Annotated in this window: 13 protein-coding genes, 1 tRNA gene and 1 pseudogene; 7 read left to right on the top strand and 8 right to left on the bottom strand. The window is 72.3% G+C overall.

Translation table 11 applies throughout. The annotated features are described in order from the left end of the window. Nucleotides 1–82: 82 nt before the first annotated feature. Nucleotides 83–412 (bottom strand): TfoX/Sxy family protein, encoded by a 330-nt coding sequence (locus ACIQCH_RS09820; protein ID WP_402579817.1) that lies wholly within the window; start codon nt 410–412, stop codon nt 83–85. A 235-nt stretch (nt 413–647) separates the two neighbouring features. On the opposite strand from ACIQCH_RS09820, the gene ACIQCH_RS09825 reads away from it, so the two are divergent. Together ACIQCH_RS09825 and ACIQCH_RS09830 are read left to right on the top strand one after the other, a co-directional pair. Continuing rightward, complete coding sequence (locus ACIQCH_RS09825; RefSeq protein ID WP_402579818.1) at nt 648–1,457, top strand: TIGR02452 family protein; 810 nt, start codon at nt 648–650, stop codon at nt 1,455–1,457. Between the two features lie 276 nt (nt 1,458–1,733). Continuing rightward, nucleotides 1,734–1,949, top strand: a complete 216-nt coding sequence (locus ACIQCH_RS09830) for a DUF6243 family protein (RefSeq protein ID WP_402579820.1) — start codon at nt 1,734–1,736, stop codon at nt 1,947–1,949. Between the two features lie 213 nt (nt 1,950–2,162). On the opposite strand, the gene ACIQCH_RS09835 is transcribed toward ACIQCH_RS09830, so the two are convergent. Genes ACIQCH_RS09835 through ACIQCH_RS09845 form a run of 3 tightly spaced genes read right to left on the bottom strand, consistent with a single transcriptional unit; the run spans nt 2,163 to nt 5,001 of the window. Continuing rightward, complete coding sequence (locus tag ACIQCH_RS09835; RefSeq protein ID WP_402579822.1) at nt 2,163–3,356, bottom strand: MFS transporter; 1,194 nt, start codon at nt 3,354–3,356, stop codon at nt 2,163–2,165. A 22-nt stretch (nt 3,357–3,378) separates the two neighbouring features. Next, on the bottom strand, nt 3,379–4,743 hold the full coding sequence (locus tag ACIQCH_RS09840; protein WP_402579824.1) for an NAD(P)-binding domain-containing protein: 1,365 nt from the start codon (nt 4,741–4,743) through the stop codon (nt 3,379–3,381). Nucleotides 4,744–4,794: 51 nt separating this feature from the next. Continuing rightward, nucleotides 4,795–5,001: a hypothetical protein gene (locus ACIQCH_RS09845; protein WP_402579826.1), complete on the bottom strand. Its 207-nt coding sequence runs from the start codon at nt 4,999–5,001 to the stop codon at nt 4,795–4,797. 396 nt (nt 5,002–5,397) lie between these two features. Between ACIQCH_RS09845 and ACIQCH_RS09850 the strand changes: the two genes are divergently transcribed. From ACIQCH_RS09850 to ACIQCH_RS09860, 3 genes are all read left to right on the top strand, one after another. Next, nucleotides 5,398–5,766 carry an ArsR/SmtB family transcription factor gene (locus ACIQCH_RS09850; protein WP_402579828.1) on the top strand — a complete coding sequence of 123 codons (369 nt, stop codon included), beginning with the start codon at nt 5,398–5,400 and terminating at the stop codon, nt 5,764–5,766. After that, complete coding sequence (locus tag ACIQCH_RS09855) at nt 5,763–6,263, top strand: GNAT family N-acetyltransferase (protein WP_402579830.1); 501 nt, start codon at nt 5,763–5,765, stop codon at nt 6,261–6,263. Before ACIQCH_RS09850 ends, ACIQCH_RS09855 begins: the two co-directional genes overlap by 4 nt. A 166-nt stretch (nt 6,264–6,429) precedes the next feature. Continuing rightward, nucleotides 6,430–7,245, top strand: coding sequence for a sulfite exporter TauE/SafE family protein (locus tag ACIQCH_RS09860; protein ID WP_402579832.1), 816 nt, complete (start codon nt 6,430–6,432; stop codon nt 7,243–7,245). Between the two features lie 45 nt (nt 7,246–7,290). Here ACIQCH_RS09860 and ACIQCH_RS09865 read toward each other — a convergent pair. From ACIQCH_RS09865 to ACIQCH_RS09875, 3 genes and pseudogenes are all read right to left on the bottom strand, one after another. Beyond that, nucleotides 7,291–7,446: pseudogene (locus ACIQCH_RS09865) on the bottom strand (pyridine nucleotide-disulfide oxidoreductase); the annotation flags it as partial. Nucleotides 7,447–7,470: 24 nt separating this feature from the next. Then, nucleotides 7,471–8,253, bottom strand: coding sequence for an aquaporin (locus tag ACIQCH_RS09870; RefSeq protein WP_402579834.1), 783 nt, complete (start codon nt 8,251–8,253; stop codon nt 7,471–7,473). Nucleotides 8,254–8,292: 39 nt separating this feature from the next. Next, the gene (locus ACIQCH_RS09875) at nt 8,293–8,607 is read right to left on the bottom strand and encodes an ArsR/SmtB family transcription factor (RefSeq protein WP_402579836.1); all 315 of its coding nucleotides are present in this window, start codon (nt 8,605–8,607) and stop codon (nt 8,293–8,295) included. A gap of 106 nt (nt 8,608–8,713) precedes the next feature. Between ACIQCH_RS09875 and ACIQCH_RS09880 the strand changes: the two genes are divergently transcribed. Beyond that, nucleotides 8,714–9,136 carry an arsenate reductase ArsC gene (locus ACIQCH_RS09880; protein ID WP_402579838.1) on the top strand — a complete coding sequence of 141 codons (423 nt, stop codon included), beginning with the start codon at nt 8,714–8,716 and terminating at the stop codon, nt 9,134–9,136. Nucleotides 9,137–9,647: 511 nt separating this feature from the next. Here ACIQCH_RS09880 and ACIQCH_RS09885 read toward each other — a convergent pair. Next, nucleotides 9,648–9,724: transfer RNA gene (locus ACIQCH_RS09885), tRNA-Pro, on the bottom strand. Between the two features lie 105 nt (nt 9,725–9,829). On the opposite strand from ACIQCH_RS09885, the gene ACIQCH_RS09890 reads away from it, so the two are divergent. Continuing rightward, complete coding sequence (locus ACIQCH_RS09890) at nt 9,830–10,363, top strand: DUF309 domain-containing protein (RefSeq protein ID WP_402579840.1); 534 nt, start codon at nt 9,830–9,832, stop codon at nt 10,361–10,363. The last annotated feature ends 109 nt before the right edge of the window (nt 10,364–10,472 follow it).

Consider the following 10,472-nt stretch of genomic DNA (forward strand, 5'->3'; position numbering starts at 1 on the left):
GGCGAGGACGCCCGGTCACGTCGTCGGGCCGCGCGTGCTCGGAGCGAAGGCGGCGGGGTGGTGGGGACGTGGCGGGCCGTCTTCATTTCGCCGGCAGGCCGGCAGCGAAGGCCCGGCCCCGGTCGATCCACTCGGCCAGCGGCCCGTCCTCCACGAGGGCGGAGGCGTCCACGACGACCCAGCCGCGCATCGGACGGCCCGTGAAGTCGAAGATCCTCGCGCCGGGGCGCGCGAGGGCGTCGGGTGCGGCTTCCGGACCGACGCGGACCATCAGGTCGTCGCCGGTCACGCCCACGGCCATGTTGCCGTGGTACAGGAACACCAGGCAGCCGAACATGCGCTTCTCGACGACGGCCCCGCCCTGCCCCAGGCGCTCGCGAATCCGCTCCGCCAGCCCTTCGTCGTACGCCATGGCGTTCCGCCCTCCGTCGTGGCCACCACGCCCCGCCCAGCCATCGTCGACGCCCGTGGGCCACCCTCCTCGACCCGCCGGTCTCCCCTCCATGGACCCACCGCCACCTGGCACCGGCAACCCGACGCGAGCCGTCGAGCCGCGCACGACCGTGCGGGGCGCCCACGCGCTCCTGTCCCGCCGGACGGCCAAAAAGAGTCACCCTGACAATAATTCCTCGCTACCATCGCCCTCCATGAGCAACCGTCTGAGGAACCTCGCTACCGACAACGAGCACGTCGCGACCACCGGCGTCTACACCACCGCCACCGGCACCCGGGTCTCCATCGCCGCCGCCCTCGCCGCCGCCCGCTCCGGGACCGTCTCCTACTCCCCCGCCTTCGTCCCTGAGCCCACCGGCCCCTTCACCGGTGAGGCCGAGGTGACCGACGAGGACAGCATCCGCGCCGCCCGCCGCCTCACCGACGAAGGCGTCGAGCACCTCGCCGTCCTCAACTTCGCCTCGGCCCGGAACCCGGGTGGCGGGTACCTGCGCGGGGCCAAGGCCCAGGAGGAGGACCTCTGCCGCACTGCTCTCCTCTACCAGTGCCTGCTCGAAGCCCCCGACTACTACGCAGCCCATCGGGCATCCGCCGACCTCAACTACAGCCACCGGGTGATCTTCTCCCCGCACGTACCGGTGATCCGCGACGGTTCCCGCGCTCTGCTCGACCAGCCGTACCCGGTCTCCTTCCTGACCTCCCCCGCTCCCAACGCCGGCCAGCTGGCGCTGCACTCGCCGGCCGAGAAGGTCGACGTCAGAGGCACCCTCACCGAACGCGCCCGCCGCGTCCTCGGCGTGGCCGCCCACCACGGGGTGCGCGAGCTCGTCCTCGGTGCCTGGGGCTGCGGCGTGTTCGGTAACGACCCGGCCGAGGTGGCGGACGCGTTCGCCGAAGCCCTGGACACCCACGGCGCCCCGTTCGTCCGCGTCACCTTCGCCGTCTGGGACCGCTCGGCCGACTCCCCCAATCGCGCCGCCTTCCGGGCCAGGTTCGCCAGTTGACGATGTTCGCCGGCACCGGACATCGCAGAACTCCGCTTAGGAATGCCGGTCCTGAGCAGCGACCCAGGCTGCCCACCCCTTCGTGAGGCAACGCCGGGGCGGCGAAAAGCCTGGCGCGCGGGGCCGGCGAAACCGGGTAACGTCTTTGTCATGTTCTTCCAGACACCGATTTTCGAGTGAGAGCGTGACGGGCTCCCGCTGACGTCCCCCACGTCGCCGCGCCCGTCCCCCACCGATGAATCCGCAGATCACTTCACATCACCACCGGGAGAACCCGTGACCGACAGCAAGAACATCAACAACCCCGTGGGCCAGGGCGGTGGCCAGCGCAAGAGGCAGTCCCGCGCCGAGCGGCAGAGCAACGGTCCGCACCGCAACCTCGACCGCCAGGGCGCCGCCGACAGGAAGGCGGAGCTGGTGCGCAAGATGCGCGAGAAGGCGGCCGCAGCCGAGGCCGCCGACCAGGCGAGCGACGGCACCGCACGGAACTGACGCACCGCCGCAGAGCGGCACCGCACGGGGCAGGGCCCGGACCACGACGCAGTGTCCCGCGGCCCCGTCCTGCCGCTCGGCGCAGCGGCTCAGGGCGGCACCGAGCACCGCCGTCTGTCCGTTCCGCTGGGATGCCGAGCGCGAGCGAGGCACCCGGCCTCGCGTGAGACTCGGACGACCGCCCTCACGGCAAGCCGAGCTCGCATCACTGCTTCAGCCCTGTTCTGTGCGGGCCCCGAACGCTGTGACCGCGGCAGCGGTGGAAACGAAGGCCAGCAGTGCGAACAGCGCGGGGTGGCCGCCGAGGGGTCCGGCCAGGACTGCGCCGGCGAAGGGGGCGAGGGCGGCGGCCGCGTGGGCTGGTGCGCCGAGGAGGCCGGAGAGTCGGCCGTAATGAGTGGTGCCCCAGCGGTCGGTAACGGCTGTGGCTTGGAGGAGGGTGAGGTTTCCTCGGATCACCCCTGCCAGGACGGACACGGCAACGAGCAGCGCGTACGGGGCTCCCACGATGGCAAGCGCTGCGGTGGTGACGGCGCCCCATGCGATCAGGGTGACGGTGCGGGCGGTGACACCCAGGCGGCGGGCGAGAGTCGCGTACAGGGTCCGTCCGAGGGTCTGGCCGGCGCCGCCGAGGCCGAGGGCCCACGCGGCCTGGGTGGTGGTGTAGCCGCGTTCGATCAGGAGGGGCACGAGGCCGATGACGACGGCGTACATCGCGAACGCGGACAGGGTGAAGGTGACGGCCAGCATCCAGAACGCGCGGCTGCGCACGACGTGTTCGTGGCCGCCGGTGACGTGCGGCGGGCTCGGAGGGGCGGGTGGCCAGGCCGCTTTGAGGGCGATTGCGTGGGCCGGGACGGTCAGCACCGCGAGGATGCCGGCAAGGACCGCGTAGGTGGCGCGCCAGGACATGTGGTCGGCGAGGATCGCGGTCAGGGGTGCGAAGACGGTGGAGGCCAGTCCGCCGGCGAGGGTGACGGTGGTGAGCGCGCGGATGTGGTCAGGGGCCCACCAGCGGGTGAGGGCGGCGAATGCCGGCTGGTAGAAGACGGCGGCCATCGCCGCACCTGCGAGCAGCCATCCGGTGAAGAGGGCGGGCAGGTTGGGGGCTGCGGCGATCACCAGCAGGCTCAGCGAAGCCAGCACGGAGCCTGCGGTCATGACGGCGCGGGGGCCGCGGTGGTCCAGGACGCGGCCCACGTAGATCCCCGCTACGGCGGAGACGACGAGGGCGGCGGAGAACGCTGCGGTGGTCGCGCCCGCGCTCCAGCCCGTGTCGGCGGTGATGGCCGGGTTCAGGACGGGGAATGCGTAGTAGACGATGCCCCACCCGGTGATCTGGGTGAGGCAGAGCGCGGGCAGGACGGCGCGTGGCCGCGACCGGACCCCCGTCCCGGTCGCGGCCACGCCGCTTCGAAGGTTGCCCACCTCAGCAGCCGCCGGAGGAGGCGGGGGCGGCGCCGATGGTGAGGGTGGCCGGGGCCGCGCAGCAGCCGCCGCCGGTCTCCTCGGCGGCGGCGGGCTCGTCGAAGAGGCCCGCGCCGCCGCAGACTCCGGTCTCGGGGAGGGTGAGCTCGACGCGCTCGGCGGCTTCGTGGTCGCCGGCCAGGTGGGCGGCGATGGAGCGGACCTGCTCGTAGCCGGTCATGGCGAGGAAGGTGGGGGCGCGGCCGTAGGACTTCATGCCGACGAGGTAGACGTCCTTCTCCGGGTGGGAGAGCTCGCCCACGCCGTGCGGGTAGACCGTGCCGCAGGAGTGCTGGTTGGGGTCGATCAGCGGGGCCAGGGCGACCGGGGCCTGGAGGCGCTCGTCGAGGCCGAGGCGGAGTTCGGCCAGGAACGACAGGTCGGGGCGGAGGCCGGTGAGGACGATGACCTCGTCCACCGGGTCCAGGCGGCGGCCGTCCTCGCCGATGAGGATCACGCGGCGGTCTTCGGTGCGCTCGAAGGCGTCGGTGCGGAAGCCGGTGACCGCGTCGGCGTGGCCGCCGTCGACGGCGGCCTTCGCGGCGAGACCGAGGGCGCCACGCGCGGGGAGCTGGTCGGCCTCGCCGCCGCCGAAGGTGGAGCCGGAGATCCCGCGGCGCAGGATCCACACCGCGTGCGTGCCCTGGCCGTCCTCGGACTTGGCGAGGTCGGCGAGGTGGGCGAGAGCGGTGAAGGCGGAGGCGCCGGAGCCGACGACGGCGGTGCGCTTGCCCGCGTACCGGGCGCGGGTGGCGGGGTCCTTCAGGTCCGGGACGCGGTACGTGATGCGGTCCGAGGCGGCCTTCTCGCCGAGGGCGGCGAGTCCGCTGCCGCCGGCGGGACTGGGGGTGGACCAGGTGCCGGAGGCGTCGATGACGGCGCGGGCCCGTACTCGCTGCTCGCGGCCGTCGGTGCTCTCGTAGTGGACGACGAAGGGCTGGGCCTCGCGGTCGGCGTCGACGATGCGGTCGCGGCCGGTCCGGGAGACGCCGGTGACGCGGGCCTCGTAGCGGACCCGTGCACCCAGGACGTGAGCCAGGGGCTGGAGGTAGAGGTCGGCCCAGTCCCCGCCGGAGGGGTAGGTGTCCTCGTCGGGCTTGACCCAGCCGGTCGGAGCGAGGAGCTTCTCGGCGGCCGGGTCGACGACCTCGCCCCAGCGGGAGAAGAGCCGCACGTGGGCCCACTCGCGGACGGCGGATCCGGCGGTCGTCCCGGCTTCCAGGACGAGGGGTTCGAGGCCTCGGTCGACGAGGTGGGCGGCGGCCGCGAGTCCGGCGGGGCCGGCCCCGATGACGACGACGGGCAGCTCGGTGGTGGTCTCGCTCATGACGGGTCTCCGGGTCTTCGTACAGGCAGGCGGGTGGGCGGGATCGGGTGGTCAGCAGCAGCCGGCGCCGGTAGCGACGGCCTCGCGCTGGGACTGCGGGTCGCAGCAGGCGTCGGCGGCTTCTGCGCCCTCGCGGGTGCCACAGCACGGTGAGGACTCGGCGGGAGCCACCTCCGTGGTGCGCGTGGCCGAGGCGGGGCCGCAACAGGAAGCCACCGCCTCGGCGGAGTTCGGGCTGGGGGCGACCGGCTCGTTCACGACGACTCCCTGAGTTGTTTCGACGTTTGTCTATGGCTAACGCGATCAGCATGGCACCTGTATCGATAGACGTCAACATAGACATTTATCTAATTCACGGGAGCTGCCGTGGAGCGCGTGGAAGCTGTCGCCATCGGAGGCGGGCAGTCGGGCCGGCGTCCGCGGACGCCCCGGTCCGGGCGGGGCCGAAGCCGGTGGCCCCGGAGGCCTCGGGCCGGGCGGCGGGATCATGGCCGCACCACCACGACAGCTTGATGGCAGCGCAGCCCGTCCTCGAACTCCCTGCGCGGCGTGGGCCGGGACGCCGCCCGGGCAGCCCGCCGCCTGGCCGCCCACGCAACCCGCGCCTGAAACACCCCGCCGCCGGGCTAGTTCGACATGTGTCAACATAGACGTATGTCGAATGCGAAGGTACTGCCGCTCCTCGAGCCCGAGGCCGTCGCGCCCTGCTGCCCCCCGCTGACCGAACGCCCCATGTCCGCGGACGAGGCGGAGGTCGCGGCGAAGATGTTCAAGGCCCTTGGTGACCCCGTGCGCCTGCGCCTGTTCTCCGCCGTCGCGTCCCACGAGGGCGGCGAGGCGTGCGTGTGCGACATCTCCGACGTCGGCGTCTCCCAGCCCACCGTCTCCCACCACCTCAAGAAGCTCAAGGAGGCCGGGCTGCTCTCCTCCGAGCGCCGCGGCACGTGGGTCTACTACCGGGTCGAGCCGTCCGTGCTCGCCGCCATGGGCGCGCTGCTGGCCGGCGCCGCGAAGCCGGCGTGACCGGAGTGCGGGTCGAGGAACTCCGCCCGGAGCATGCCGAGCAGGTGCTGGGCATCTACCAGGCGGGGATCGACGAAGGCGACGCGACCTTCGAAACGGAGGCCCCGGACTGGGCCTCGTTCGACGAGGCCCGGCTGCCCGGCCACCGCTTCGTCGCCCTCGATGACGACGGCGGCCGGGTGCTGGGCTGGGTCGCGGCGAGCGCGGTCTCCGACCGGTGCGCGTACGCGGGTGTGGTCGAGCACTCCGTGTACGTCCACCCCGACGCCCGCGGCCGCGGCGTCGCCCGAGCCCTCTTGGATGCGCTGATCGCCTCCACGGAGGAGGCGGGGATCTGGACGATCCAGTCCGGGATCTTCCCCGAGAACACCGCCAGCCTCGCCCTGCATGCGCGGGCGGGGTTCCGGATCATCGGCACACGCGAACGGATCGGCCGCCACCACGGGGTCTGGCGGGACGTGATCCTGCTGGAGCGCCGCAGCCCCGTCCTGACGTAAGTCGACTTGCGCCGGCACGGGTTCGTCAGACACCGGCAGGGCTGGGCAGGGCGGCCGGTGCTGTGGCTCGGAGGTCCCGACGAGTCCCGAACGGCGGCCCGGTGGCATTCCCCGAAGCTGAGGTCCGGCCGTAGCGGGAGGGCCGGTGACCAGCAAGGATGCCGTGATGCGTACCGAACCGGGCCTCGACGGTCTCCGCCGGACACACACAGCACCCGTGGTGTTCGCCGCGGGTGCTGCGATCGGGGTGCTGGGCGGGATGATCGGGCTGGGGGGCGCGGAGTTCCGCCTGCCGCTGCTGATCGGCCTGTTCGGGTTCGCCGCGCTCTCGGCGGTCATCCTCAACAAGGCGATGAGCCTCGTCGTGGTGCTGGTCGCGCTTCCCGCCCGGCTGGCTGCGGTCCCGGCCGCCGAAGTGGCCGCCCGCTGGCCCGTCGCGGCCAACCTCTTGGCCGGCAGCCTGCTCGGTGCGTGGGCCGGCGCTTCCTGGGCCGTCCGGATGCGCTCCGCCACCCTCTACAAGGTTCTCTCCGCCCTCATGGTGCTCATGGCGGCGGCCCTGGTCCTCACACACATCACCACGCTGGGCGCCCTCGATCTGGCGCTGTGGGCACAGGTTCCCGCGGGTATCGCGGCCGGGCTCGGCATCGGCGCGGTCGCGGCGATCATGGGCGTGGCTGGCGGGGAACTACTGATCCCGACGATCGTGCTGCTCTTCGGAGAGGACATCAAGACCGCAGGAAGCCTCTCCTTGCTGGTGTCGCTGCCGACCATGCTCGTCGCCTTCGCCCGCTACAGCCGCGACGGCAGCTTCGCCGTCCTGGGCGCCAACCTCCGCTTCACCACGATCATGGCCGCAGGCTCCATCGCCGGTGCGGTCCTGGGCGGGCTACTGCTCGGGGTCTTCCCGGACGTGGTCCTGATCCCCGCGCTGGCGGTGATCCTGCTCGTCTCCGCGTACAAGGTGGCCCGCCACGACTGACTTCACCGGCCTTCGGTTCCTTCTGCCCGGTGAAGCGGGGCGGGGTCAGGTCAGCACGTCGCGGATCCGCCGCGCGGCGTCGCGGGCGGGGCGGCCGACGCCGACGAGGGTGGCGGAGGCGGGGCCGGTCCGGTCGCCGTAGCCGAGGCGGTGCAGGCGTGGTTCGTCCACGGCCCGGGTGCCGGTGGTGGCGATGTGACCCCACCACCACGTCCGGACCCCGCGTCATGCCGAAGGCGTCCCGGAGCCGGTCTTGCCGCGCATGAAGATGACCGCCACCAACGCCAGACCCACCACGGCACCGATCAGCTGCATGGCGATGAAGCCGGGCACCGACGCCGGGGCGATGCCCGCGAACGTGTCGGTGAAGGCACGGCCGATCGTGACCGCCGGGTTGGCGAAGGAGGTGGAGGAGGTGAACCAGTACGCGGCGCCGATGTACGAGGCGACCGCGACGGGGGCGAACCGCAGCCTGTCCGTACGCGCGAGGCCGAAGATCAGCAGGATCAGACCCGCAGTGGCGACGACCTCGCCGAGGAGCAGGTTCCCGGCGGAACGGTCGTGCTGCGACCACTTCACCAGCGGCTCACCGAACATCGCGTCCGCGAGGATCGCACCCGCGATCGCACCGGCGATCTGCGAGGGCACGTAGACGGCGAGCTCGCGGGTGTTCACGCCGGCGCCGCCACGGCGGGCGGTCCACCACTCCGCCAGAGTGACGGCGGGGTTGAAGTGGGCGCCGGAGACCGGACCGAGGAGGGCGATCAGCACGCCGAGGCCGAAGACGGTGGCGGTGGAGTTGGCCAGCAGCTGGAGGGCGACGTCGTCGGTGAGCTCGGTGGCCTGGATGCCGGAGCCGACCACGATCGCGACCAGGGCGGCGGTGCCGACCAGCTCGGCGGCCGCGCGGGCGATCAGCGGGGTACGGGGCGGAGTCGCGCCGGGCGCGGGCTGCGGCACCGCGTCGGCGGCTACGGCGCCGCTCGCGACGGGCTCGGTGGCGGTCAAGGCAGGTTCTCCTCGGGCAGGTGAGGCAAAGCGCGAAGGCTACGGGCAGGACCGCTTGAGGTTCGCTTCGGCGGTGGCTCGCGCGGTCTGGGCGAGGTCGGCGAACTGACCGGCGAGGGCTTCGATGACTTCCGGGCGCAGGCGGTAGTACACGTACCTCCCGCACGGCTCCGTATCCACGACCCCCGCCTCGCGCAGCACCTTCATGTGGTTGGAGAGGTTCGTCTGCTTCGCACCCGTTTCTTCCACGAGGTGGGTGGTGCAGAGCGTCTCGCGGGCGAGGAGGGTCACGATCTGGAGCCTGAGCGGGTCGGCCAGAACCCGGATCAGATCAGTGTCGACTGACGTCATCATCCGCTGATACTGTCACATCACCAAGGGCTGATACCAGCCCTGGCTGATCCGTTCCGCCGGTTGACGGTGGTGACGTAGCCGTGCCCGCCACCACGAGGAAGAGCCGATGCCCGCGAACCCGCTCGCGTCCGTCCTGTTCGTCTGCATCCACAACGCGGGCCGCTCCCAGATGGCGGCAGGGTTCCTGCGCCACCTCGCGGGCGACCGCGTCGAGGTCCGCTCCGCCGGCTCCATGCCCGGCGACCAGATCAACCCCTCCGCGGTGGCCGCCATGGCCGAGCTGGGCATCGACATCTCCGACCAGAAGCCGAAGGTCCTCACCCCCGAGGCCGCCCAGGCCTCGGACTACATCATCACCATGGGCTGCGGCGACGCCTGCCCGTACTTCCCCGGCAAGACCTACCTCGACTGGCAGCTCGAGGACCCGGCCGGCCAGGGCGTCGAGGCCGTCCGACCCATCCGGGACGAAATCAAGTCCCTGATCGAGGAGCTGATGGCCGAGATCGACGCACGGGGGCCGGCGAACTGACGCTGATCGGCCGACGGACATTCCACTCGGGACGACGCCCACCTGACGGAGGGCGTCCTCCATGTGGGCTGCACCCTCTCCGCTGTCGACGACAACCGCCTCGTCATCACGGCGCCGATGACGCGGTCGAGTTGCGGGTGGGTGGCCGTCTCACCGCGCGTCGCCACCACCCTCCGGCACCACGCGTTCACAACACCATGCACTCGCGGCGACCCTGACGACCCGTTCTCCGGTCTCGTCCTCTGCCGACCAGACGGGCGACCGCTCGGGCCGCACCATGTGCTCGACTGGCTTCGCCAGCCGTCCGAAGAATCCGGCGCACCCAGGATCACGGTCCACCGCCTGCGCCACCTGGCGGCCGCGATCACGATCCCCGCCGGCGTGCCGCTCACCGGGGTGTCCAAGGCTCTGCGGCCGGACGTGCGACCACAGTGCGACCACCATGACCCCGAACGCACGAAAGGCCGTCCTCTCATGATTGAGAGAACGACCTCCGACCCGCGATTCCGCGTGGTCGGGACGACAGGATTTGAACCTGCGACCCCTTGACCCCCAGTCAAGTGCGCTACCAAGCTGCGCCACGTCCCGGTGCTCGCTGACCTGGGATTTTCCCCGGTCCGGCGTGCAGGAAGAACATTACCGCACGTCGGGGGGTGCGCTGACACGGGTGGGGTGGCCGGGGAGGATGGGGGCATGGAACGGGACCGGGACGGTGCAGGGCGGGCGCGGAGCGCGCGGCCGCGGGACGGGCTGGGGCGGCCGTTGCCGTACGGGGCCGAGGGTGTCGAGCGGCAGCCGGAGGGGGTGGTGCGCAGCCCGGACGACACGGTGCGGGAGGCGCAGCGGCTGCTCGACGCGGGGATGCCGTTCCACGCGCACGAGGTGTTCGAGGACGCGTGGAAGTCCGGCCCCGCGGAGGAGGCCGGCCTGTGGCGGGCCCTGGCGCAGCTGGCCGTCGGGCTGACGCATGCCGCGCGCGGCAACGCGAAGGGCGGGGCGCGGCTGTTGCTGCGGGGCGCGCAGGGGGTGGAGGACTGGCGGCTGGGCCGGGCTCCGGGGCCGGGGCTGCCGGAGCCCGGGCCGGGGGCAGGGCCGTACGGACTGGACCTGGTCGGGCTCGTGGCGTGGGCTCGGGAGTTGGGCGGGCGGGTGACCGCCGGGGGCGGCCCCGGCGCAGCGCCGGTGGATGCGGGGATGGAGGCGCCGCGGCTGCGGGGCGTGGGGTGACGGGGGCCTAGTACCAACGCCGTTCAGTTAAGGGCGGGGTCGGGGCGTCAAGAGCTGCTCGTGAGCATGGTGATGTGGATGGTTGCTTTGTAGGTGGTCCGGTCGATGG

The organism is Streptomyces sp. NPDC093225 (assembly GCF_044753805.1).
Classification (GTDB): domain Bacteria; phylum Actinomycetota; class Actinomycetes; order Streptomycetales; family Streptomycetaceae; genus Streptomyces.

Bases quoted from the DNA above. Each gene is read 5' to 3' on its own strand.
- ACIQCH_RS09875 (WP_402579836.1), bottom strand. From the start codon at position 8,607: ATGATGACGTCAGTCGACACTGATCTGATCCGGGTTCTGGCCGACCCG.
- ACIQCH_RS09850 (WP_402579828.1), top strand. From the start codon at position 5,398: ATGTCGAATGCGAAGGTACTGCCGCTCCTCGAGCCCGAGGCCGTCGCG.
- ACIQCH_RS09840 (WP_402579824.1), bottom strand. From the start codon at position 4,743: ATGAGCGAGACCACCACCGAGCTGCCCGTCGTCGTCATCGGGGCCGGC.
- ACIQCH_RS09890 (WP_402579840.1), top strand. From the start codon at position 9,830: ATGGAACGGGACCGGGACGGTGCAGGGCGGGCGCGGAGCGCGCGGCCG.
- ACIQCH_RS09860 (WP_402579832.1), top strand. From the start codon at position 6,430: ATGCGTACCGAACCGGGCCTCGACGGTCTCCGCCGGACACACACAGCA.
- ACIQCH_RS09820 (WP_402579817.1), bottom strand. From the start codon at position 412: ATGGCGTACGACGAAGGGCTGGCGGAGCGGATTCGCGAGCGCCTGGGG.
- ACIQCH_RS09825 (WP_402579818.1), top strand. From the start codon at position 648: ATGAGCAACCGTCTGAGGAACCTCGCTACCGACAACGAGCACGTCGCG.
- ACIQCH_RS09880 (WP_402579838.1), top strand. From the start codon at position 8,714: ATGCCCGCGAACCCGCTCGCGTCCGTCCTGTTCGTCTGCATCCACAAC.